This is a genomic window from Halomonas flagellata, from assembly GCF_022487945.1.
Classification (GTDB): Bacteria; Pseudomonadota; Gammaproteobacteria; order Pseudomonadales; family Halomonadaceae; genus Halomonas; species Halomonas flagellata.
Genome location: NZ_JAKVPY010000031.1, coordinates 1 through 21,612, shown reverse-complemented (window position 1 = coordinate 21,612; position 21,612 = coordinate 1). Strand labels below are relative to the sequence as shown.

At 71.3% G+C, this 21,612-nt stretch carries 21 protein-coding genes and 1 riboswitch; of the genes, 19 read left to right on the top strand and 2 right to left on the bottom strand.

Going from position 1 to position 21,612, the window contains the following annotated elements; all coding sequences use genetic code 11:
- Positions 1–98 precede the first annotated feature (98 nt).
- The 11 genes from MKP05_RS19055 (at position 99) to MKP05_RS19005 (ending at position 10,067) form a co-directional block, all read left to right on the top strand.
- The gene (locus MKP05_RS19055) at positions 99–2,582 is read left to right on the top strand and encodes an FtsX-like permease family protein (protein ID WP_240569736.1); all 2,484 of its coding nucleotides are present in this window, start codon (positions 99–101) and stop codon (positions 2,580–2,582) included.
- Entirely contained in the window at positions 2,579–3,712 is a 1,134-nt protein-coding gene (locus MKP05_RS19050; protein WP_240569735.1) for a lipocalin-like domain-containing protein, read from the top strand. The genes MKP05_RS19055 and MKP05_RS19050 overlap by 4 nt, the downstream gene beginning before the upstream one ends.
- 60 nt (positions 3,713–3,772) lie before the next feature.
- A complete protein-coding gene (locus tag MKP05_RS19045) occupies positions 3,773–4,693 on the top strand; it encodes a LysR family transcriptional regulator (RefSeq protein ID WP_240569733.1) in 921 nt (306 codons plus the stop codon).
- Positions 4,694–4,777: 84 nt separating this feature from the next.
- A complete protein-coding gene (locus MKP05_RS19040; protein WP_240569732.1) occupies positions 4,778–5,161 on the top strand; it encodes a DoxX family protein in 384 nt (127 codons plus the stop codon).
- Positions 5,162–5,228: 67 nt separating this feature from the next.
- Positions 5,229–5,966, top strand: coding sequence for a dioxygenase family protein (locus MKP05_RS19035; RefSeq protein ID WP_240569731.1), 738 nt, complete (start codon positions 5,229–5,231; stop codon positions 5,964–5,966).
- 88 nt (positions 5,967–6,054) lie between these two features.
- Positions 6,055–6,402 carry a hypothetical protein gene (locus MKP05_RS19030; protein ID WP_240569729.1) on the top strand — a complete coding sequence of 116 codons (348 nt, stop codon included), beginning with the start codon at positions 6,055–6,057 and terminating at the stop codon, positions 6,400–6,402.
- Between the two features lie 60 nt (positions 6,403–6,462).
- Positions 6,463–6,981 carry a C40 family peptidase gene (locus tag MKP05_RS19025; protein ID WP_439109005.1) on the top strand — a complete coding sequence of 173 codons (519 nt, stop codon included), beginning with the start codon at positions 6,463–6,465 and terminating at the stop codon, positions 6,979–6,981.
- A gap of 201 nt (positions 6,982–7,182) precedes the next feature.
- The gene (locus tag MKP05_RS19020) at positions 7,183–8,214 is read left to right on the top strand and encodes an ABC transporter substrate-binding protein (RefSeq protein WP_240569727.1); all 1,032 of its coding nucleotides are present in this window, start codon (positions 7,183–7,185) and stop codon (positions 8,212–8,214) included.
- Entirely contained in the window at positions 8,211–8,975 is a 765-nt protein-coding gene (locus MKP05_RS19015) for an ABC transporter permease (RefSeq protein ID WP_240569725.1), read from the top strand. The genes MKP05_RS19020 and MKP05_RS19015 overlap by 4 nt, the downstream gene beginning before the upstream one ends.
- On the top strand, positions 8,972–9,739 hold the full coding sequence (locus tag MKP05_RS19010; protein WP_240569723.1) for an ABC transporter ATP-binding protein: 768 nt from the start codon (positions 8,972–8,974) through the stop codon (positions 9,737–9,739). The genes MKP05_RS19015 and MKP05_RS19010 overlap by 4 nt, the downstream gene beginning before the upstream one ends.
- 28 nt (positions 9,740–9,767) lie before the next feature.
- A complete protein-coding gene (locus tag MKP05_RS19005; protein ID WP_110284158.1) occupies positions 9,768–10,067 on the top strand; it encodes a DsrE family protein in 300 nt (99 codons plus the stop codon).
- A gap of 171 nt (positions 10,068–10,238) precedes the next feature.
- Here the strand turns inward: MKP05_RS19005 and MKP05_RS19000 are convergent, their stop codons facing one another.
- Entirely contained in the window at positions 10,239–10,436 is a 198-nt protein-coding gene (locus tag MKP05_RS19000) for a ribbon-helix-helix protein (RefSeq protein ID WP_240569722.1), read from the bottom strand.
- 192 nt (positions 10,437–10,628) lie between these two features.
- Here MKP05_RS19000 and dauA point away from each other — a divergent pair, with 192 nt between their 5' ends.
- Positions 10,629–12,377 carry a C4-dicarboxylic acid transporter DauA gene (dauA, locus tag MKP05_RS18995; protein ID WP_240569721.1) on the top strand — a complete coding sequence of 583 codons (1,749 nt, stop codon included), beginning with the start codon at positions 10,629–10,631 and terminating at the stop codon, positions 12,375–12,377.
- Positions 12,378–12,488: 111 nt separating this feature from the next.
- A riboswitch (TPP riboswitch) is annotated at positions 12,489–12,589 on the top strand.
- Positions 12,590–12,620: 31 nt separating this feature from the next.
- Positions 12,621–13,238 carry a thiamine phosphate synthase gene (gene thiE / locus MKP05_RS18990; protein ID WP_110284161.1) on the top strand — a complete coding sequence of 206 codons (618 nt, stop codon included), beginning with the start codon at positions 12,621–12,623 and terminating at the stop codon, positions 13,236–13,238.
- Between the two features lie 6 nt (positions 13,239–13,244).
- On the opposite strand, the gene MKP05_RS18985 is transcribed toward thiE, so the two are convergent.
- Positions 13,245–14,120, bottom strand: a complete 876-nt coding sequence (locus MKP05_RS18985; RefSeq protein ID WP_240569720.1) for a DMT family transporter — start codon at positions 14,118–14,120, stop codon at positions 13,245–13,247.
- 492 nt (positions 14,121–14,612) lie between these two features.
- Between MKP05_RS18985 and MKP05_RS18980 the strand changes: the two genes are divergently transcribed.
- The 6 genes from MKP05_RS18980 to tssI all read left to right on the top strand — a co-directional run.
- Complete coding sequence (locus MKP05_RS18980; RefSeq protein ID WP_240569719.1) at positions 14,613–16,145, top strand: ABC transporter substrate-binding protein; 1,533 nt, start codon at positions 14,613–14,615, stop codon at positions 16,143–16,145.
- Entirely contained in the window at positions 16,142–17,125 is a 984-nt protein-coding gene (locus tag MKP05_RS18975; protein WP_240569718.1) for an ABC transporter permease, read from the top strand. Before MKP05_RS18980 ends, MKP05_RS18975 begins: the two co-directional genes overlap by 4 nt.
- Positions 17,122–17,946 carry an ABC transporter permease gene (locus tag MKP05_RS18970; RefSeq protein ID WP_240569717.1) on the top strand — a complete coding sequence of 275 codons (825 nt, stop codon included), beginning with the start codon at positions 17,122–17,124 and terminating at the stop codon, positions 17,944–17,946. Before MKP05_RS18975 ends, MKP05_RS18970 begins: the two co-directional genes overlap by 4 nt.
- Entirely contained in the window at positions 17,943–19,397 is a 1,455-nt protein-coding gene (locus tag MKP05_RS18965; protein WP_240569716.1) for an ABC transporter ATP-binding protein, read from the top strand. Before MKP05_RS18970 ends, MKP05_RS18965 begins: the two co-directional genes overlap by 4 nt.
- A gap of 271 nt (positions 19,398–19,668) precedes the next feature.
- The gene (locus MKP05_RS18960) at positions 19,669–20,187 is read left to right on the top strand and encodes an Hcp family type VI secretion system effector (protein WP_110284166.1); all 519 of its coding nucleotides are present in this window, start codon (positions 19,669–19,671) and stop codon (positions 20,185–20,187) included.
- A 254-nt stretch (positions 20,188–20,441) separates the two neighbouring features.
- Positions 20,442–21,612: type VI secretion system tip protein TssI/VgrG (gene tssI / locus MKP05_RS18955; protein ID WP_240569715.1), on the top strand; the 1,171-nt coding region annotated here is incomplete at its 3' end.

The window sequence follows — 21,612 nt, the reverse complement described above, 5'->3', positions numbered from 1 at the left end:
CCGCGCTGTGCCTGCCACTCCCCGCCTCGCCGCTTCTGTGAGACGATGCCGGCACAAGGGGCCACAAGGCCCCGGTCGATCCTCACCCTTGTGCCCCCATGCTCACCGCCCTGGCCACCCTGCTCTCCCACTATCGCCGCCACCCCGGCCAGCTGGCCATGCTGCTGCTGGGCCTGTGGGTGGCCAGCGCCCTGTGGAGCAGCGTGCAGGCGATCAACGCCTCGGCCCGCGACAGCTACGCCCGCGCCGAGGCGCTCTTTTCCACCGGGCTGGACCGCCTGGAGCGCCGCGACGGCGAGCCGCTGACCCGCGACGACTTCCTGCGGCTGCGCCGGGCGGGGCTGCCGGTCTCGCCGCTGCTCGAGGGCGAGCTGGAGACCCCGGACGGCACCCGGCTGACGGTGATCGGCATCGACCCGCTGACCCTGCCCGGCGACAGCCCCTTCGCCGGCGGCACCGGCGACTTCCTCACGCCGCCGTGGCAGACACGCCTGGCCCCCGACACCCTGCCTGCCCTGGCGGTCACGGCCAGAGACGCGCCGGGGGCCGAACCGCGCCTGCCCGACGGCCGGCGGCTGCCGCCCCTGACCCTGGCCCCCTCGCTGCCCCCCGACACCCTGGTGATGGATATCGCCGCCGCGGCGGCTCTGCTGGACAGCGGCGCAATGCTCACGCGGCTGGTCAGCGCCGCCGACGCCCTGGCCGAGGCACCCGAGGGGCTGGTGCTGACCCGGGCGACGACCCTGGTCGCGCCGGGCCAGCTCACCGAGAGCTTCCACCTCAACCTCACCGCCATGGCGCTGCTGGCCCTGGTGGTGGGGCTGTTCATCGTGCAGGCGGCGCTCGGCCTGGCCCTGGAGCAGCGGCTGGGCATGCTGCGCACCCTGCGGGCGTTGGGCGTGCCCGGCCGCCGCCTGGTGGGTCTGCTGCTGCTCGAACTGGTGCTGCTGGGGCTCGCCGGCGCCCTGGCCGGCATCGTCAGCGGCGTCTGGCTGGCCCGGGCACTGCTGCCGGACGTGGCCGCCACCCTGGACAGCCTCTATGGTGCCGGGGTGACGGCCGAGCTCCAGCTGCCCTGGCACTACTGGCTCGGCGGGCTCGCCGTGACCCTGGGCGGCCTGCTGCTGGCCGGCAGCGGCGTGCTGTGGCGGGCCGCCCGGCTCGGCGTACTGGGCCTCGGCCAGGCCCAGGCCTGGCGCACGGGGTTCCACCGCCAGCTGCGGCTGATGGCCGCCGCCGGCACCGCCTGTGCCCTGCTCGGCCTGGCGCTGTGGGCCTGGCTCGCCCGCCAGCCGCCCGGCGAGGGGCTGCTGGCCGGCTTCGGCCTGATGGCCATGCTGCTGCTCGCCTGCGCGCTCTGGCTGCCGCCGCTGCTGGCGCTGGGCCTCGCCGGGCTCGCACGCCTCGCCCGGCGGCGGCCGCTGGTCCAGTGGGCCCTGGCCGACCTGCAGCTGCAGTTGCCGCGCCTGGCCCTGGCGATGATGGCGCTGCTGATCGCGCTCTCCGCCAACCTGGGGGTGAGCAGCATGGTGGGCGGTTTCCGCCTGACCTTCCTCGACTGGCTGGACCAGCGCCTGGTGGCGGACCTCTACCTGCGCCCGCCGGCGGAGCGGTATGACGAGATCCACGACTGGCTCGCCGACCGGCCGGAGGTCGACGAACTGCTGGCCACCCGCCGCACCGACGCCACCCTGCTCGACGCCGGCACCGACGCCACCCGGCCGCTCAACCTGCCGGTCGGCCTCTACGGCATCACCCCGGGCGAGCGGCTCGTGCCGAGCTGGCCGCTGCTGTCGACCCTCGCCGGGCGCGAGGCGGCCTGGCAGGCCTTCCGCGAGGGCGCGGCCTTCATCAACGAACAACTCGCCATCGCCACCGGCCTGGCGCCGGGCGACCGGCTGACCCTCGACGCCAGGGGCCGCCGGGAGACGGTGAGCCTGGCCGCCATCTACCCGGACTACGGCAACCCCCGCGGCGAGGTGCTGCTGGCCACGCCACGGCTTGCCGAGCGCTTCCGGGCACCGCCGGGGTCCCTGGGCATCGTGCTCCACGGCGACGCCGACGAGGCGACGCTGCGCACCGCCCTCGGCGACCGCCTCGGCCCGGACCGCGAGTCCCTGCTGGACCAGCGCGAGGTGAAACGCGTCTCCACCGAAATCTTCGAACGCACCTTCACCATCACCCGGGCGCTGAACACCCTGACCCTGGGCGTGGCGGCCCTGGCGCTGTTCGCCAGCCTGCTGGCCCAGGCCCGGGAGCGCCGCCGCCAGCTGGCCCCGCTCTGGGCGCTGGGCGTGCCCCGGGCCCGCCTGGTGGTGAGCCAGCTCGTCCAGGTTGGCGGCGCGGCGCTGGCCACCGGCCTGCTCGCCGTGCCGCTGGGCATCGCCGTCACGGCGGGGCTGGTGGCGGTGATCAACGTGGCCGCCTTCGGCTGGCGCCTGCCGCTGCAGCTCTTCCCCGGCGAGATCCTGCTGACCCTGGCCACCGCCGTGGCGGTGGCGCTGCTGGCCACGGTGCTGCCGGCCCTGGCACTGTGGCGCACCCCGCCCCGGGCCCTGCTGGCCGAGGAGGAGACCCCATGACGCGACTCGCCATGCTCGGCCTGCTGGCCGCGCTGGTGCTCATGGGCTGCGAGCGCGATGCGGCCACCGACACCGGCCTCGCCGCGCCGGGCGAGGCGGCCGGGGGCTTCGTGCAGGCGCGCCCCGGCACGACACTGCGCTTCCCCGAGGATCATGGCCCCCACCCGGATACCCGCATCGAGTGGTGGTACCTCACCGCCAACCTCGAGGACGAGCGCGGCGAGCCGCTGGGCCTGCAGTGGACCCTGTTCCGCCAGGCCCTGGTGCCGCCAGAGGAGCGGCCGCCTCCCGGCCCCTGGGTCGCCGACCAGGCGTGGATGGCCCATATGGCGGTCTCCCGGGGCCCGACCCACCGGGTGGCGGAGCGCTTCGCCCGCGGTCATTCCCGGCAGGACGATGGCCAGGCTGGCGTCCGGGCCCGGCCCTTTGCCGCCTGGCTCGACGACTGGCGACTCGAGAGCCGGGTGGACGACCCCGACGCCGATACCTTCGCCGAACTCGCGCTGCTCGCCCACCAGGATGACGAGCACGGCGGCTTCGGCTACCGCCTCGACCTCACCGCCGAGGGACCCCTGGTGCTGCACGGCGAGGCCGGTTTCAGCCAGAAGACCGCCGACGGCCAGGGCTCGATCTACTACAGCCAACCCTTCTGGCGCATCGAGGGGGAGGTCACGCTCGACGGCGAGACCCGCGCGGTCAGCGGCCGCGGCTGGCTCGACCGGGAGTGGAGCAGCCAGGTGCTCGAACCCGAGCAGAGCGGCTGGGACTGGGTCGCGCTGCATCTCGACAGCGGCCACAAGCTGATGGCCTACCGGCTGCGGGGCGGTGGCGAGGAGGGCGGCGACTTCCTGTTCGGCAATGTGATTGCCCCCGACGGCGCTGCCACCCCGGTCGCCCAGGGAGGACTGCGCCTGACGCCACTGAGCACCAGCCTCGTTGCCGGCCGCGAGATGCCCACCCGCTGGCGGCTCGAGCTGCCGGCGCAGGGCCTCGACCTGGTGGTCGAGGCGCGCCACAGCGAACGCTGGATGGCCACCAGCGTGTCCTACTGGGAGGGCGAGGTGACGGTCAGCGACCATGACGGCGGCGAGGCGCTGGGGGTGGGCTATCTGGAGATGACCGGCTACTGAAGGGATGACACGGCCCGCCAAGCGACCCGACGCCGTCGCAGGCCGCAGAAAGGAGACACCATGAACCTGCTTGTCGCCATGACGGCCTTCGTCCGGGTCGCCGAACTGGGCAGCTACACCCGGGCCGCCGAGCAGCTCGAGCTGTCGCGCACCCAGGTCTCCAAGCTGGTCATGCAGCTGGAGACGCATCTGCAGGTGCGGCTACTACAGCGTACCACCCGACGCCTGCACCTGACCGAGGCCGGCGAACGCTACCTGGCACGTGCCCAGGGCATCCTGCAGGCACTGGAGGAGGCCGAGGCGGAGGTCGGCGCCGGTGTCACCGAGATCTGCGGCCGGCTGCGGGTCAACGGCCCGATGGCCTTCGGCACCGACTACCTGGCGCCGCTGGTGGCACGCTTCATGGTCCGGCACCCGGCCCTGGAGATGCGCCTCGACCTCAACGACCGCCGGGTGGACCTGCTCGAGGAGGGCTACGACCTGGCGATCCGCATCGGCAGCCTGCCGGACTCGAGCCTGGTCGCCCGGCCCCTGACCCGCTGCCATCTGCTGCTGTGCGCCTCGCCCGCCTACCTGGCCGCCCACGGGGAACCGCAACGCCTCGAGGAGCTGACCGAGCATCGTTGCCTGCGCTACCGCACCTCGGGCGGCGGCACCACCTGGCAACTGGGCGATCACAGCCTGCCGGTGAGCGGGCCGCTGGACAGCAACAATGGCGTGGTGCTGGTCCAGGCCGCCGAAGATGGGCTGGGGATCATCCAGCAGCCCAGCTTCCTGCTCACCGAGAGCATCCGGGAGGGGCGCCTCGTGCCCATCCTCGCCGAGGCGCCCCCCGTGACGCTGGGGGTCTATGGCCTCTATCCGGCCCGGCGACACCTGCCGGCCAAGGTGGAGCACTTCCTGGATTTTCTCGCCGAGGCCTGGGGCGAGCCGCCCTACTGGGAGGCCGAGCTGGGATTGTCACCCAAAAGGAAACAATGATGTTCGAGCATTGGTGATTATCCCGCCAAGGAATCTCTCTAGAGTAGCGACATCACCCCCCGCCAGACTCAATGGAGATTCCCCATGCAAGCACATGCCATCACCCTGCTGCGCCTTTCCCTCGGCACCATGACCCTGGCCCACGGCCTGCTCAAGGTGTTCGTGTTCACCATCCCCGGTACCGTCGGCTACTTCGAGTCGCTCGGCTTCCCGGCCTTCCTCGCCTACCTCACCATCCTGGCCGAAGTCGGCGGTGGCCTGGCGCTGTTGCTGGGCCTCTACACCCGCTGGGTGAGCCTGGCCCTGGTCCCGGTGCTGCTCGGCGCCGCCGCCGTTCACCTGGGCAATGGCTGGATGTTCTCCAACGAAGGCGGCGGCTGGGAATTCCCGGTGTTCTGGGCCATCGCCCTGCTGGTGCAGGCCGGCCTGGGCGGCGGTAACCTGACCCTCAGCCGTCGCTTCGCCTGAGCCATCACCCCTGGCCGACGCCGGTCCCGAATCGGGCTGGCGTTGGCCCATGAAGAGGAGATTCAAGATGTTACCCAGCCTGTACATCTCCCACGGCTCGCCCATGCTAGCGCTCACGCCGACCCCGGCCCACGACTTCCTGCGGGAACTGGGCCGCCGCTACCGCCCGGCGGCCATCGTGGTGGTCTCGGCCCACTGGGCGACCCGCGGCCTGGCCGTCAGCACCAGTGCCCGTCCCGAGACCATCCACGACTTCGGTGGCTTCCCGCGGGAACTCTACGAGTGCCAGTATCCTGCTCCCGGCGAGCCCGAACTGGCACGACGGCTGGCCGAGGAGCTCGGCGCCACGCCGGTGGAGCGCGGCCTCGACCACGGCGCCTGGGTCCCGCTCTCGCTGATGGTGCCGGAGGCCGATATCCCGGTGGTGTCGCTGTCGCTGCCCACCACCTGGTCCAACGCCGCCCTGGTCGCGCTGGGCGAGAAGCTCGCCCGACTGCGCGAGGAGAAGGTGCTGGTGATCGGGTCGGGCAGCCTGACCCATAACCTGGGGGCCATGACTCCGGAGCACGGCACCGTGCCCGCCTGGGTCAGCGACTTCATCGACTGGGTGCACGGGCGCCTGCTGGCCGACGATCGCCTTGCCCTGCTCGCCTGGGAGCAGACGCCTCACGGCCGTGCCAACCACCCGACCCCGGAGCACTTCCAGCCGCTGCTGGTGGCGATGGGGGCGGGCGGCCAGGCACAACGCCTGCACCACAGCGTCGAGCACGGCGTGCTGGCCATGGATGTCTACGCCTTCGCCTGAGCCCCCCTGGTGGTGAGGCAGGGACGCGAAGGAGCGCCTATGTTGATAAGGATACGCCCCTGCCACCGGAAGGAGTCGAGGGTTCACCATGACTGCCATCGACATGAGCCTGGGTGACCACATCACCCTCAAGCAACTGTCCTACGCGCTGTCCCACGGCCTCTCGCCCATCGTCGAGGTCGAGTCCCAGGACGGCATCTACATCGTGCGCTTCCACCATGCCAACGGGGTCTCGGAGCTGGCGGACGCCGACGGCAAGACTTGGACCTTCCTCGGCACGGGGGAGATCCAGGACCTGCTCGGCGACCTGGGCCTGACCCACGGCGTGCTGACCTGGGCCGACCAGTGCGGCGACGAGATGATCGGCGTGCCGGGACATGCCATCACGCCCGACGAGCGGCTGGCCTACGGCACCCGCATCGCCTTTCGCTCCTGACCGCCACGGGCTAATGTAGGGGGCATGACCCTCAGCGAGTGATAACGTCCGGTGCTCGACATGTCCCGCACGCCCCGTCGCGCCGCCCACCGGCGGCGCCCTGTCTCCGGCCCGGCCCTGCGTCTCCTGGCGGCGGGGATGGCGCTGCTGGTGCTGGCCGGTTGTGCCAGCCGCGACCTGGCCACCCGCGACACCGCCCCCGACGAGGGCCTCTCCCTCGAGCGTGCGCTGATCCTCGCCTCCGCCGAACAGGCCCTCGGCACGCCCTATCGCCCGGGCGGCAATACCCCCGAGGGCCTCGACTGCTCCGGCCTGGTCGAGCTGGTCTATCGCAACGCGGGCATTGCGGTGCCACGCACCGCCGACGACCAGTACCGCGAACTGCCGGAGGTGCGCCAGGCCCGTCCGGGCGACCTGCTGTTCTTCGGCGATCGCCGCACGGCCACCCATGTCGGCATCTACCGCGGCAACGGCCAGATGATCCACGCCCCGGGGCGGGGCCGTGACGTGGTCAGCGTGCCGCTCGAGGTCGCCTACTGGCAGGAGCGCTTCCTCGGCGCCGCCGGGCCGGCGCCTTGAGTCCCGGCATCCACGACCCGGGCCAGCCCGCTGCCCATACGGAACTCGCCGGCCGGCTTTCCGGCCGGGCGCGCTCCGCCTGTCGTCGATGTTCACAGGGGGTGATTGCATGGTTACAATTATAAAAACGCCCTCATTAAATCTTCTTCGTTATAAAAGTAGATCATCGGCCATGCCGATCGACGCCCCCTGGAGCCCCCCATGTCACGACGCATTCCTCTACTGGCCCTCCTGGCGACGCTGGTACTCGGCGCTGTCGGCCAGGCCAAGGCCAGTGATCATTCGACCACGCTCGAGGTCGGCTACATGCCGATCCTGCCGGTGGCCCAGCTGTTCGTGATGGAAGGCGAGGGCTGGACCGAGGAGGCCGGCCTCGAGCTGGAGCTGACCCGTTTCTCCAGCGGCCCGGCCATGGTCCAGGCGCTGGCCTCCGGCGAGCTCGATGTCATGTACTTCGGCATCGGCCCCGCCATGGTGGCCCGCGCCAACGGCGTGCCGATCAAGGTACTGGCCTCGAGCATCCAGGAGCAGATCGGCCTGGTCGCCCGCGGCGAACTCGCCGGCTACTTCGACCAGTACGATGCCGCCGAGGCGATCACCCGCTTCACCGAGGAGCAGAATCGCCCGCCCAAGATCGCCACCTTTCCCCAGGGGTCGGTCCCCGACACCGTGCTGCGCTACTGGCTGATCGAGCAGCTGGGGGTCGGCCTGGAGGCGGTCGAGATAGTCGCCATGGGCGCCGACCGCGTCCAGCAGGCGCTGCTGGCCGGCGCCGTGGACGCCGCCTCGATTCTCGAGCCGATCCTCACCACGGTCCAGGAACGTGACGACAGTGCCCGGGTGGTCGCGCGTGCCGGCGAGATGCTGCCCGGCCAGCCCGGTGCCGTACTGGCCGCCCGCGAGCGCGTGCTCGAGGAGGAGCCCGAAGCGATGCGCCGGCTGATGGCCCTGCATCTGCGTGCCACCGAGATGCTGGTCGAGGAGCCCGGCCGTGCCGCCCCCCATGTGCGCGAGTTCGTCGGCCGCCGCCTGATCGGCCTGGAGACGGTGGAAGCCGCCCTGAGCTCGCCGTCATCCCACTATGTCAGCGACCCGCATGCGATCCAGGAAGGCACGCGGCGCATGCACGACTTCCAGCTCGCCCAGGGGTCGCTGCGCCAGCCGGTCGATCTGGAGGCACTGTTCGACACCCGCCTGTATGACGACGTGAGTGCGGAGCTGGCCACCCAATGACCTCTCCCCTGACCCGCTCGCGGCGCACCCTGCTCAGCGCCGCGGGCCTGTCCGGTTTTCTGCTGCTGTGGGAGCTGTCGCTGCGCAGCGGGCTGCTGCCCGGCAGCCTGGTCCCGCTACCCTCGGCGATCCCGCGGGTCTTCTGGTACGAGCTGATCGACGGCATCTGGCTGGAGGTGGTGCGCTCGAGCCTCGGCCACTACAGCGTGGGCCTGCTGCTGGGCTCGAGCCTGGGCATCGCGGTGGGGGTGTCGGCGGCGCTGATGCCGCGCTTCAATGCCCTGCACGCCTGGCTGGCCCGGCTGCTGCGCCCGATCCCGCCCCTGGCGTGGATTCCCTTCGCGATCATCTGGTTCGGCATCAATCCGGCTGCCGCCGCCTTCATCATCAGCATCGGCGTGTTCTGGATCAACTACTTCGCCAGCTACAGCGCGGTGCGCTCGGTGGACCCGGGCTTCGACGAGGTGGCCCTGGCCTTTGGCCAGCGCAGCTTCCTGGCCCGGCTGACCAAGGTCAGCCTGCCGGCCGCCGCCCCGGGTATCCTGGGCGGCCTGCGCGCCGGCCTGGGACAGGGCTGGATGACCGTGGTGGCCGCCGAGCTGTTCGGCATTCCCGGTATCGGCCAGCGCATGATGGAGGCCTCGAGCCTGCTGGCCACCGATATCGTGGTGGTCTACATGCTGACCATCGCCGGGCTCTATGCGCTGTTCGACTTCCTGTTCATGCTGGTCCAGCGTCGGGTCCTGAGGTGGCAGCCATGAACCGCCCCATCGCCGACGCGTCCCCGGTGCTGAGTGCACGCGAAGTCAGCCTTGGCTTCGGTTACACGCCCGTGCTCGCCGGCGTCGACCTGACCCTCTACCCACGCGAATTCATCGCCGTGGTGGGTGCCTCCGGCGTCGGCAAGTCGACCCTGCTGCGCGCCCTGACGGGCCTGCTCCCCCCGCAGTCCGGCGAGGTGGTGATTCCCGCCGGCAATGCCGAGGATACCCGCGCCTGGTCGATGGTCTTCCAGGCGCCGCGCCTCTTCCCCTGGCGCCGCGTGCGGGCCAACGTGGAGCTGGGGCTGGAGGGGCTGGCGTTATCGCGGGCCGAGCGTCGCCAGCGCGCGCTGGAGCCGTTGGCGCTGGTCGGCCTGGACGCCTATGCCGACCGCTGGCCGCACACCCTCTCCGGGGGCCAGCAGCAGCGGGTCGGCATCGCCCGCGCGCTCGCCGTGCGCCCGCGGGTCCTGTTCATGGACGAGCCCTTCTCGGCGCTCGATGCCATCACTCGCCGGCGGCTGCAGCAGGAGCTGATCGCGCTGCGCCAGCGCACCGAGGCCGCCATCGTGTTCGTCACCCACGACATCGAGGAGGCCGTGCTGCTGGCCGACCGGGTGATGGTGCTCGGAGACCAGGCGCCGGGGCAGCCGGCCAGGGTAGTGGATACCCTGGAGGTCGACCTGCCGCTGGACGAGCGCCGAGACCACCCCGATTTCGCCCCCCTGGTGCAGGGCGTCGAAGCCCGTATCGGCGACCACTGAGGCGATCAAGACCCGAGGAGAACCCCCCATGGCGACACTGCGCGTACTCTTGCATGCTCCCACTCCGCAAGCCCTGGGCCGTGCCCGGCGCAACGCCCGTAACCTGCTCGATGCCCGGCCCGCGGCCGAGGTGCTGATCATTGCCAATGGCGGCGCCGTGGCCGCCGCCCTGGCACAGTCCGACGATACCGACCCCCACCTGCGCCTGTGCCGCAACTCCCTCAAGGCTCAGGGACTCGACAACGCCGCCGGCATCGGGGAGATCGACGCCGCCGTGGTCACCCTGGCCGAGCGCCAGGCCGAGGGCTGGGCCTATATCCGCGCCTGAACCGGCGAGCCGTGGATTTATCCGCCCCCTTAAGCGGGCGTTAAGTTGCCGGGACCAGAGTATCGGGGAAACGTCATGGAGACGCCCCGACACCCTGCCTTCCCCCCGCCGTGCCGGTGACCACCGGGGGCCCCGTGCCCGCCGCCGCTGGCCTGGCGGGAGCGCGCCACATCACTCCCGCCCCGGCGCGTCCCTGGAGGCCAGGTCGGGGCGGGTCTCGTACTCCACGCCGTGGTCGCGCAGGTAGTCGCGGATCAGCTGTCGCACCACCTGGGACGGGGTCAGGTCCTGGGCCGCACACAGCTGCTCGAAGGCTCGCTTCTTGTGCGGGTCGATCAACAGGGTCAGGCGTGCTGTCTTCTTCTCCATGGCGATTCTCCGGCAGTATTACCATCAAATGTTAATGTCCGCTGCCAGCCGGGGCAATGCCGGTGACGTATTTGTCGACAATGCTAACGACATGTTAATGTCATTCACATAAGCAACCTGATCGATCCCCGCCGGATATGTGGCCACCGGCCCATCCACGGTGCGGGTGACCACCCAGGGAGGACCCCGTGAATGGCACGCCACCGACCGTCCCCACCCCTTCCCGGCATCGCCACCGGCCTGCGCGCGGCCTGGCGAGACGGCTACGGCCTGGTCGACCTGCGCCGCGACATCCTGGCCGGCGTGACCATCGGCACCGTGGCCGTGCCGCTCTCCATGGCCCTGGCGATCGCCACCGGCGTGCCTCCCCAGCACGGGCTCTACACGGCGATCGTCGCCGGCGCGATCATCGCGCTGACCGGCGGTTCACGCTTCAATGTCTCGGGTCCGACGGCGGCCTTCGTCGTCATCCTCTTCCCCATCGTCCAGCAGTACGGCCTGGGCGGCCTGCTGATCGCCTCGATGATGGCCGGGGTGATCCTGGTGGTCCTCGGCATCACCGGCATGGGGCGCCTCATCCAGTACGTGCCCTATCCGGTGGTGCTCGGCTTCACGGCGGGGATCGCGGTGGTGATCGCCGTGCTGCAGCTGCCCGACTTCCTGGGGCTGGAGGTCGAGCAGCTGGGTGAGCACTTCGTCGAGAATCTGGGACGGATCGCCGTCTCGCTGCCCGGCCTGGATCCGCTCGAGCTGGGGATCGGGGCCTTCACCCTGGGTGTCCTGCTGCTCTGGCCGCGGCTGGGGCTGCCCATCCCCGCGCCGCTGGTCGGCCTGGTGGTCGGGGCCCTGGCCGCCTACGGGGTCAACCTCTGGCTGGCCGGGTCGGGCGCGGAGGTAGAGACCATCGCCTCGCGCTTCACCTGGCAGGCACAGGGCGAGACAGGCAGTGGCATTCCCCCGATCGCGCCGAGCTTCGCGGCCCCCTGGCGGCTGCCCGGCGCGGATGGTGAGCCACTGGTGCTGGATTTCGCGCTGATTCGTGCCCTGCTGGGCCCCGCCTTCGCCATCGCCATGCTGGGGGCGATCGAGTCGCTGCTGTGCGCGATGGTGTCAGACGGACTGACCCGGACCCGGCATGACCCCAACGCCGAGCTGATCGGCCAGGGGCTCGGCAACATCGTCGCGCCGCTGTTCGGGGGCATCACCGCCACGGCCGCCATCGCCCGGACCGCCACCAACATCCGCAGCGGCGCCCGTTCGCCGATCGCGGCGGTGGTGCATGCGCTGGTGGTGCTGCTGGCGGTGGTCGCCCTGGCGGGCCTGCTGGGGCTGGTGCCGATGGCCGCGCTGGCGGCACTGCTGTTCATCGTCGCCTGGAACATGAGCGAGGCCCGGCACTTCCTCCACACCCTGCGCTCGGCCCCGCCGGGTGACGTGGCCATCCTGTTGACCTGCTTCACCCTGACCGTGCTCTTCGACATGGTGCTGGCGGTGGCCGTGGGCATCGGGCTGGCCGCCGCCCTGTTCATCCGGCGCATGTCGCTGCTGACCCAGACCCTGCGCGTCGATACCGGGTCCCATGCCCCCATCGACGAGCTGCCCGGCGAGGTCGCCCTCTACGACATCAACGGCCCGCTGTTCTTCGGCGCCGCCGAGAAGGCGCTCACCTCGCTGCACCTGGTGGACCCGAAAGTGCGGATCGTCATCCTCGACATGCATGACGTGCCGAGCATGGATGGCACCGCCATCGTGGCCCTCAAGGCCCTGATCGACGAGATGCACCGCGAGGGGGTCGCACTGGTGCTGGTCGGCCTGCCGGCGCGGATCCTCGTCAAGCTGCGCCGTGCAGGCATCCGCCGGACGGCCGGCCGGCTGACCTACTGCCGAGAGCTGGCCCACGCCCGGAAGGTGGCCCTGCGCTGGCTCGCCCGCACCGCCTGAAGGGCGGCGCCGCCGCTGACATGCAACGGTCATCCCGCCTTAAGCGATTCTTAAGACGGCGCCTCTAGACAACCTGCCTTTACAGCCAGGAAGCGGGCAGGGATAGTGGTGGCCTGACGACAGGGGCGCCGCGGCGATACCGCCACGGCTGAGACGCACCCTCGGAACCTGACCCGGATAATGCCGGCGTAGGGAGTCGTGCAGCTCCCGCCAGCCTGCACGTCCCGCGCCCGGGAGGACAGCATGCCAATCGACCTTTCCCTCTACCTGGTCACCGACCCCGGCCTCTGCGCCGACCGCGGGCTGGTGGACACGGTGGTCGCCGCCGTGCGCGGCGGCGTGACCCTGGTGCAGCTGCGCGACAAGCACGCCTCCGATGCCGAGCTGATCGACCAGGCCCGCCGCCTCAAGGCCGCACTCGCCGGCAGCGGCGTGCCACTGATCATCAACGACCGCCCCGAGGTGGCCCTGGCCGCCGGGGCCGACGGCCTGCACCTGGGCCAGGACGACGGCGACGTGGCCGCCGCCCGTGCCGCCCTGGGCGAGCGGGCGATCCTCGGGCTCTCGGTGCAGACCCACGCGCAGCTCGCTCGCCTCGATCCGGGCCCGCTGGACTACCTGGGCCTGGGCCCGGTGTTCGCCACCCCCACCAAGCACGACCACGCGCGCCCGCTGGGCTTCGACGGCCTGGCCGCGCTGGTCGCCGCCAGCCCCCTGCCCACGGTGGCCATCGGCGGCCTCAAGGCCGAGCATGCCGCGGCGGTGCGCTCGGCGGGGGCCGACGGTCTGGCGGTGATCTCGGCGATCTGCGGCCAACCCGACCCGGAGGCCGCCGCCCGGGCCTTCTTCACCCGGCACTGATGGCACTCAAGAGGTGGGGCGGCGCTTCAGGGTCGTGCGGCGGTCGTGGTAGGCGATCGCCAGGCCGCTGCCGATGATCAGCAGACTGCCGACGAAGACCCAGAGGTCGGGCATCTCGCCCCAGAACCACCAGCCCAGCAGCACCGCCCAGAGCATGGCGCTGTAGTCGAAGGGGGCCGCGATGGCCGCCGGCGCGAAACGAAACGCCAGGGTGATGCACGCCGTCGCCCCGATACCGACGATCCCCGAGCCGAGAAACCCCAGCCAGTGCCAGGGATGCGGCGTCTGCCACACCCAGGGCAGGGTGACCGTGGTCACCATCAGCGGCACCAGGGTGATGTAGAAGACCATGGCCCAGAGATGCTCGCGGCCCCCGTAGCGCCGCGAGGTGATCATCAGCAACGCATAGAAGACCGCCGCGGCCAGCATGACCAGCGCGCCGGAGTGGAAACCCTCGCCGCCCGGCCGCACCACCACCAGCACCCCGGCAAAGCCCAGCAACGAGGCCGCCAGCACTTGGCGGTCGACCCTTTCGCCGAGCAGCGGCACCGACAGCAGCGTGACGAACAGCGGCGCGGCGAAGGCGATGGCCGTGGCCTCGGCCAGCGGCAGCAGGGTCAGGCCGAGCACGAAGAAGACCATGGTGCCGGTGTAGATCAGCCCGCGGGCCAGGTGTACGCCGGGCCGGCGGGTGCGCAGCTTGCGCAGGCCGCCGCCGAAATGCGCCAGCAGCGCGATCAGCGGCAGCGACACCAGGGTACGGAAGAAGATGATCTGCAGCGGCGAATGCACCTCGCCCAGCCACTTGGCGATGGCGTCGCCGAGTGCCAGGCAGAAGACGCCCGCACACATGAACAGGATGCCCTTCAACGACGATGACATGGAGCCCTCCCCGCCCCTCCGGCTAGCCGGCGCCCAAAAAACCACCCCGCCGGTCCAGGAGGCCGACGGGGCGTGATCGTGACGTCAGGCTAGGAGGTTAGCAGACAAACGGCAACCACCGGGTCGCCGATTGCCACGCGCATGACGTTTCGCTCCCGGACTCACCGAGCCCCGGCACGCATGACAGTGCTGGCCGACGTCAGGCCCTGCGCCCGCCGCCGCGAGACACGGATGCGACCTCCAACACGCTCACCCCCAGGGGCATTGTCCCAAGCAAGAATTGTTATGTTATATAGTAACCTTTATTATTCGTGGAAGAGAGACTCGCCATGGCCGCCTGGACTGGCACGGCCGAGGCCCCGGCGGACGCGCCTGCTGCTGGCCCTGGACCCCGGCTGACCCACCCCGGATGGCTCGCCCCGGATCAGGCGACCGAACCGACGCCACCGACACCGCTTTCAACGACATACCCACCAAGGAAGACTGCAAAAGATGTTGCCTCCCCGCCCCCTACTCGCCGGCCTCGCCCTGGCCTTGAGCTCCACCGCTGCCCTGGCCGATGCCCGCAGCCTGGATATCGTCGCCCCCTGGGAGATCACCGGCGCCGACCCTGCCACCTCGGGCTATGTGTTCGGCCGCATGCGGGTCGCCGAGACCCTGGTCGACACCGACGCCGACGGCCGACCCGCGCCGGGGCTGGCCACCCGTTGGCACCAGGCCGACGATGGCCTCGGCTGGCGTTTCACCCTCCGCGACGACGCCCGCTTCCATGACGGCTCGCCGGTCACCGCCGAGGCCGTCGTCTCGAGCCTCGAGCACGCCCTGGCCAAGCCGGGCATTCTCGACTCGGCGCCGATCACCGCCATCGAGGCCGACGGCGACGAGGTGGTGATAAGCCTGGACAGCGCCTTCGCGCCGCTGCCGGCGCTGCTCGCCCACTCCACCACCCTGATCCTGGCCCCCGCGGCCTACGGCGACGATGGCCAGGTGACGGAGATGATCGCCAGTGGCCCCTACCGGGTCGAGTCCCTGGCACCGCCCCAACGGCTCACGGTGAGCCGCTTCGACGACTACTGGGGCGAGACACCCGAGATCGAACACGCCAGCTACCTGGCGGTGGGCCGCGGCGAGACCCGCGCGCTGATGGCCGAGAGCGGCGACGCCGATATCGTCTTCACCCTCGACCCGGCAAGCCTCGCGCGGCTCTCCCGCCACGACCGGCTCGACCTGCACGCCGAACCCCTGCCGCGCACCATCGTGCTCAAGACCAATGCCGGCCACCCCCTCCTCGACGACGACCGCGCCCGCCGGGCGCTGGGCCTGGCCATCGATCGCACCGGCATCGCCAGCGGCCTGCTGCGCCACCCGGAGGCCGCGGCCGCCGAGCTGTTCCCGGAAAGCCTCGGGCCCTGGCACCTGGGCCTCGAGGCCGATGCGGCCCGGGACCTCGACCGGGCCCGGGGGCTACTGGCCGAGCTGGGCTGGGAGGCGAACGGCAACGGCGTCCTCGAGCGCGACGGCGAGCCCTTCCGGCTGACCCTGCGCACCTTCGCCGACCGCCCGGAGCTGCCGCTGGTGGCCACCGCCCTGCAGGACCAGTGGCGCGAGCTGGGCGTGGATCTCGAGGTGGCGGTGGGCAACGCCAGCGAGATCCCCTCCGGCCACCGCGACGGCAGCCTCGAGCTGGGCCTGATGGCCCGCAACTACGGCCTGGTGCCCGATCCGCTGGGCACGCTGCTCGACGACTTCGGCAGCGATCCGGACGCCATGGGCGGCGACTGGGGCGCCATGGGCTGGTCGGATGCCGAGCTGGCCGATTGGCTCGACTCCCTGCGCCATGAAGCCGACCCCGACGCCCGCAGCGAGCTGGCGACCCGGGTCGCCAGGCGCCTGCACGAGGCGATGCCGGTCATCCCCGTCGCCTGGTACCAGCAGACCGCCGCGGTGAACGGTGAACTGGAGGGCTTCTCCATCGACGCGCTGGAACGCAACTACCGCATCGACGAGCTGAGGTGGGCCGAATGAGCACGGCACTGGCACCGAGCGCTCCCGGGCGCTGGATGACGGGCCTGCGCGGCCTGCTGCTGCCGCGGCTGTTCCAGGCCGGGCTGGTGGCGTGGATGGTCGGCACCCTGACCTTCGTGCTGACCCGCACCCTGCCCGGCGACATGGCCTACCGCATCGCCGCCGGGCGTTACGGCCATGACATGGTCAACAGCGCCGCCGCCGAGGCGGTACGCGCCGAGCTGGCCCTGGAGCAGCCGGCCCTCACCGCCTACTTCGGTTGGCTATGGGACCTGGTGCAGTTCGACCTGGGCCGTTCGCTGGTCAGCGGCGCACCGGTGGTGCACGAGCTGTGGCATCAGCTCGGCCACTCCCTGGGGCTGGCGGCGTCCGCCGTCCTGCTCTCGCTGCTGCTGGGCCCACCGCTGGGCCTGGTCGCCGGCCTCAGGCCCGGCGGCGCCCTGGACCGCGCCAGCGAGGTCGCCGCCAGCGTGCTGCGCGCCCTGCCGCCCTTCGCCGTGGGCCTGCTGCTGATCCTGCTGTTCTCGGTGACGCTGGGCTGGCTGCCCGCCGCCGGCCACGGCCGCACCGCCCACAGCGTGCTGCCGGCGCTGACCCTGGCGCTGGCCCTGGCGGCGGTCTCCAGCCGGGTGGCGCGCAACGCCATGGCCGACGTCTCCCAGTCGGCCTACTACGCCTTCTCGCGCACCAAGGGGCTCAGCGAGCGGCTCAGCTTCCTGCGCCATGGCCTGCGCAACGCCGCGGTACCGGTGATCGCCTATCTCGGCGTGCAGTTCGTCACCCTGATCGAGGGCGTGGTGGTGGTCGAGACGCTGTTCGCCTGGCCCGGCATCGGCCACGCCCTGGTGCACGCCATCGTCGCCCGCGACGTGCCGATGATCCAGGGCACGGCCCTGGTCATGGGGCTGCTGTTCGTGGCGCTCAACACCCTGGTGGATATCGTCTGCCATCTGCTCGACCCCAGGAGGCGCCAGGCATGACGACCCTCGCTCTTCGCTTACGCGCCCTGCCCCTGCCGGCGCTCGGCCCCCGCCAGCGCCTGGGGGCGGCGCTGCTGGCGCTGCTGCTGGCCTTCGCCTGGCTGGTGCCGTGGCTTTTCGACGCCGACCCGGCCCGCCAGCAGCTGACCCGCATCCTGCAGCTGCCCACGCTGGCCGAGCCGCTGGGCACCGACCACCTGGGCCGCAGCCTGCTGGCCAGGCTGGCCGCCGCCATCCGCCTGTCATTCGGCATGGCGCTGCTCAGCGTGGCCACCGCCGCGGTGCCCGGCGTGCTGCTCGGCGTGATCGCCGGCTGGCGCGGCGGCTGGCTGGACCGGGTGCTGGGCAGCCTGGCCGATGCCTGCCTGGCGCTGCCCGGCCTGCTGCTGGTGCTGCTGCTGGTGGCCATCGCCCCGGGCAACTTCTGGGCGCTCTACATGGGTATCTCGCTGGTGCTGTGGATCGAGTACTTCCGCCTGGTGCGCGCCCGCACCCGGGCGCTGGCGGCCTCGCCCCAGCTCGAGGCGAGCCGCCTGCTGGGCTTCGGCCCGCTCTACCTGTTCCGCCGCCACCTGTGGCCGGAGCTCGCCCCCCAGGTACTGACCCTGGCCGCCTTCGGCGCCGCCAGCGCGATCCTGGCCATGGCCGCGCTCGGGTTCGTCAGCGTCGGCCTGCGCCCGCCCACCGCCGAACTGGGGCTGATGATGATCGAGCTGCTGCCCTACTACCACGAGGCCCCCTGGGCCATGGCCCAGCCGATCCTGGTGCTGTTCGTACTGGTGGTGAGCCTCAACCTGCTGGCCGGGAGGGACCCCCGATGAACGCGCCCCTGCTGAAGGTCGACGACCTGGCGATCCACGGCGATGGCGTGACCATCGCCCCGGTCTCGCTCACCCTGGCCCCGGGCGGGCGCCTCACCCTGCTCGGCGAGACCGGCTCGGGCAAGAGCCTGATCGCCCAGGCGATCATGGGCACCCTGCCCCGCGGCCTCGCCGCCCGCGGCCGGCTGGCGATCGACGGCGAGGCCTTCGAGGCCGCCGACGGCCGCTCGCGCCGCCCGCTGTGGGGCCGCACCCTGGCGCTGCTGCCCCAGGAACCCTGGCACGCCCTGGACCCGACCATGCGGGCGGTGCACCAGGTCGCCGAGAGCCATCGTCATGTGGCCGGCCTGTCCCGGCGCCGGGCCACGGAGGCCGCCCGGCGCGACCTGGCCGAGCTGGGGCTGGCGGAGGCCGGGCACAAGCTGCCCGGCGAGCTCTCCGGCGGCATGGCGCAACGGGTGGCGTTCGCCGCCGCCAGCGCCGCCGGCGCGACCATCGTGATCGCCGACGAGCCGACCAAGGGCCTCGACGCGCCGCGCCGCGACGCCGTGGTGGAACTGCTGGCGCGCACGCCGGAACGGGGCGGGGCCCTGCTGACCATCACCCACGATATCGACGTCGCCCGGCGCCTCGGCGGCGAGGTGGCGATCCTGCGCCAGGGCCGGGTGGTCGAGCGCGGCCCGGCCGAGCGCCTGCTCTCGGCACCGCAGAGCGACTACGGCCTGCGCCTGCTGGCCGCCGAACCGGCGCGCTGGCCGGCCCCGCCGCCGCTCTCGGGCGACCGCGGCGCGCCCGTGATCGCGGCCACCGGGCTGGCCAAGGCCCGCGGCGGCCGCGAGCTGTTCCGCGACCTCTCGCTGGCCATCCATCCCGGCGAGATCGTCGGCGTGGTCGGGCCTTCGGGCTGCGGCAAGAGCACCCTGGGCGATATGCTGCTGGGCGTGGCCCACGCGGACGCCGGGGAGGTACACCATGCGCCGGGCTCGCCGCTCGGCCGGCAGAAGCTCTACCAGGATCCGCCGGCGGCCTTCTCGCCCCACTGGACGCTCGGCCGGCTGCTCGACGACCTGGTGCGCCGTCACCGCCTCGATCGCCGCGCCATCGCGCCCTGGATGGCGCGCCTGGGCCTCGACGAGCGGCTGCTGGCGCGCCGCCCCGGCGAGATCTCCGGCGGCGAGCTGCAGCGCTTCGCCATCCTGCGGGTGCTGCTGCTCGAGCCGCGTTTCCTGTTCGCCGACGAACCCACCTCGCGGCTCGACCCCATCACCCAGCGCGAGACCCTCGCCCTGCTGGTGGAACTGGCCCGGGAGCACCGCTGCGGCGTCATGCTGGTCAGCCACGACCCGGCGCTGATCGAGCGGCTGTGCGACCGGCGGCTGTCGCTGGAGCGCGATGTACCCGCGGCCAGAGAGTATCTTGCGCGGCCTGAGGCCACTCCCTCGATGTCATGACCCTTTTACGGCTGGCAGTACCTTGGGCGGCCTTCGTGGCCGCCTTTTTTTCACCGTGCCCGGCAACAGCGCCCCGCGCAGCGAGCAAGAAATGGCCCCGCGGGCAACTTCTTGCCCGACCCGCGCAACGCTTCGCCTAACTCCATTTAGCCCCATTCCATCAAAAACAGCTAATTAATTGATGGACAATGATTTTCCCGACATTGGCACGCCGCCTGCCCTATACGGGGTGTCCATCGGACATTCTCTTACCTCGTCAAGGAGCAGACTCATGCCGACACCTTGCTATATCAGCATCGAAGGCCAGACCCAGGGCAACATCACCGCCGGGGCCTTCACCCCCGATTCCGTGGGCAACATCTACGTGGAAGGCCACGAGGACGAGATGCTGGTCCAGGAGTTCAAGCACGTCGTCACCGTGCCTACCGACCCGCAGTCCGGCCAGCCCTCCGGCCAGCGCGCCCACAAGCCGTTCATCTTCACCGTGGCGCTGAACAAGGCCGTGCCGCTGATGTACAACGCCCTGGCCTCCGGCGAGATGCTGCCCAACGTCGAGCTGAAGTGGTACCGCACCTCGGTGGAAGGCAAGCAGGAGCACTTCTTCACCACCACCCTGACCGACGCCACCATCGTCGACATCAACCTGCGCATGCCCCATGCCCAGGACATCACCAAGGCCGAGTTCACCCAGCTGATGGACGTCTCCCTGGCCTACCGCAAGATCGACTGGGAGCACACCGTCGCCGGCACCTCCGGCTCCGACGACTGGCGCGCGCCGATCGAGGGCTGAGGGTCAGCCTGGCGTGATGTCCTGCCCGCTCCCCGCTCGCAATCTCGCCGACGCGGGCGGGGCATCCCGCCCTTGGCGTCACGCGGCCAGTGCTTGTCCGACGAGTGCTGGCCGCGTGGCGTGTCAGCGATCGCTGACACTTCCTGTCAGCTTTCGCCCCTTCGGGCCATGGCGCCCTTGCCATGCCGGGGCACTCACGTAACCTGCCGGGCAATGGAGTGCCGCGCAATACGCCTTCCAGGAGGGAAGCCCAGATGGCCAACGCAACCGGACTGCAGTTCACCCTGGCGCTCGCCGGGGCCATTGAGCCCGACCTGGCGGTGGTCGACTTCACGCTGACCGAAACCCTCTCGGCGCCCTTCGAGCTGGTCGTCAATCTCGCCAGTCGCGACGGCGACCTCTCCCCCGAGGCCTTCCTCGACCGCGAGCTGACCCTGACGATCTGGCAGGACAGCGCGCCGCTGCGCCGCATCCGCGGTATCGCCACCGAGTTCGGCCGCGGCGACCGCGGCCACCGCCGCACCCGCTACACACTGACCCTCCAGCCGGCGCTGTGGCGCCTCGGGCTGCGCCACAACTCGCGGGTCTTCCAGAAGGTCTCGCCGCTGACCATCATCAACACCCTGTGCGAGGAGCACGGCCTGCGTGATGTGGCCTTCGCGGTGACCCGTGAGCCCGCCGAGCGCGAGTACTGCGTGCAGTACCGCGAGACCGACCTGGCCTTTATCCAGCGCCTGGCCGCCGAGGAGGGGCTGTTCTACTTCCATGAGTTCGAGGAGGCGCCGAACGGCGTCCACCGGCTGGTGTTCGCCGACGACCCCCAGGTGCTGGCCGGCCTCGGCGAGCGCCCCTACCACGGCCGCGCCGGCGGCACCGCCCCGACCCGCCATGTGCGCAAGCTCCGCCAGGTGTCGCGGGTCCGGCCGGCCTCGGCGACCCTGAAGGACTACTCGTTCAAGCAGCCGGGCTATTCACAGTTACATCAGGCCCAATCGCACGATCGCCAGACCGGCGGCCTGGAAGTGCACGCCCAGCGGGGTGTCGTTGGTAGAGAGTACGAGCACTACGACTACCCCGGCCGCTACAAGGCCGACGCCTCCGGCGAGGCCTTCACCCGCCTCCGCCTCGAACGCCTGCGCCACGATGCGCTGACCGCCGAGGCCGAGAGCGACCTGCCCGAGCTCGCCCCCGGTACCCGCTTCACGCTGACCGACCACGATGCCGAGAGCCTCAACCGCGACTGGCAGGTGGTGACGGTCGAGCACCACGGCGAGCAGCCCCAGGCCCTGGAGGAGGACGGGGTGACTCAGGCGGATAGCGCCGGCATGACCCAGTACCACAACGAGCTGGTGCTGACCCCCGCCGACACCGCCTGGCGCCCCGCGCCCGACCCCAAGCCCCGCGTCGACGGCCCCCAGGTCGCCT

Excerpts from the sequence above, each read along its gene's own strand:
- MKP05_RS19055 (WP_240569736.1), top strand. The coding sequence starts at position 99 with ATGCTCACCGCCCTGGCCACCCTGCTCTCCCACTATCGCCGCCACCCC.
- MKP05_RS19050 (WP_240569735.1), top strand. The coding sequence starts at position 2,579 with ATGACGCGACTCGCCATGCTCGGCCTGCTGGCCGCGCTGGTGCTCATG.
- MKP05_RS19045 (WP_240569733.1), top strand. The coding sequence starts at position 3,773 with ATGAACCTGCTTGTCGCCATGACGGCCTTCGTCCGGGTCGCCGAACTG.
- MKP05_RS19040 (WP_240569732.1), top strand. The coding sequence starts at position 4,778 with ATGCAAGCACATGCCATCACCCTGCTGCGCCTTTCCCTCGGCACCATG.
- MKP05_RS19035 (WP_240569731.1), top strand. The coding sequence starts at position 5,229 with ATGTTACCCAGCCTGTACATCTCCCACGGCTCGCCCATGCTAGCGCTC.
- MKP05_RS19030 (WP_240569729.1), top strand. The coding sequence starts at position 6,055 with ATGACTGCCATCGACATGAGCCTGGGTGACCACATCACCCTCAAGCAA.
- MKP05_RS19025 (WP_439109005.1), top strand. The coding sequence starts at position 6,463 with ATGTCCCGCACGCCCCGTCGCGCCGCCCACCGGCGGCGCCCTGTCTCC.
- MKP05_RS19020 (WP_240569727.1), top strand. The coding sequence starts at position 7,183 with ATGTCACGACGCATTCCTCTACTGGCCCTCCTGGCGACGCTGGTACTC.
- MKP05_RS19015 (WP_240569725.1), top strand. The coding sequence starts at position 8,211 with ATGACCTCTCCCCTGACCCGCTCGCGGCGCACCCTGCTCAGCGCCGCG.
- MKP05_RS19010 (WP_240569723.1), top strand. The coding sequence starts at position 8,972 with ATGAACCGCCCCATCGCCGACGCGTCCCCGGTGCTGAGTGCACGCGAA.
- MKP05_RS19005 (WP_110284158.1), top strand. The coding sequence starts at position 9,768 with ATGGCGACACTGCGCGTACTCTTGCATGCTCCCACTCCGCAAGCCCTG.
- MKP05_RS19000 (WP_240569722.1), bottom strand. The coding sequence starts at position 10,436 with ATGGAGAAGAAGACAGCACGCCTGACCCTGTTGATCGACCCGCACAAG.
- dauA (WP_240569721.1), top strand. The coding sequence starts at position 10,629 with ATGGCACGCCACCGACCGTCCCCACCCCTTCCCGGCATCGCCACCGGC.
- thiE (WP_110284161.1), top strand. The coding sequence starts at position 12,621 with ATGCCAATCGACCTTTCCCTCTACCTGGTCACCGACCCCGGCCTCTGC.
- MKP05_RS18985 (WP_240569720.1), bottom strand. The coding sequence starts at position 14,120 with ATGTCATCGTCGTTGAAGGGCATCCTGTTCATGTGTGCGGGCGTCTTC.
- MKP05_RS18980 (WP_240569719.1), top strand. The coding sequence starts at position 14,613 with ATGTTGCCTCCCCGCCCCCTACTCGCCGGCCTCGCCCTGGCCTTGAGC.
- MKP05_RS18975 (WP_240569718.1), top strand. The coding sequence starts at position 16,142 with ATGAGCACGGCACTGGCACCGAGCGCTCCCGGGCGCTGGATGACGGGC.
- MKP05_RS18970 (WP_240569717.1), top strand. The coding sequence starts at position 17,122 with ATGACGACCCTCGCTCTTCGCTTACGCGCCCTGCCCCTGCCGGCGCTC.
- MKP05_RS18965 (WP_240569716.1), top strand. The coding sequence starts at position 17,943 with ATGAACGCGCCCCTGCTGAAGGTCGACGACCTGGCGATCCACGGCGAT.
- MKP05_RS18960 (WP_110284166.1), top strand. The coding sequence starts at position 19,669 with ATGCCGACACCTTGCTATATCAGCATCGAAGGCCAGACCCAGGGCAAC.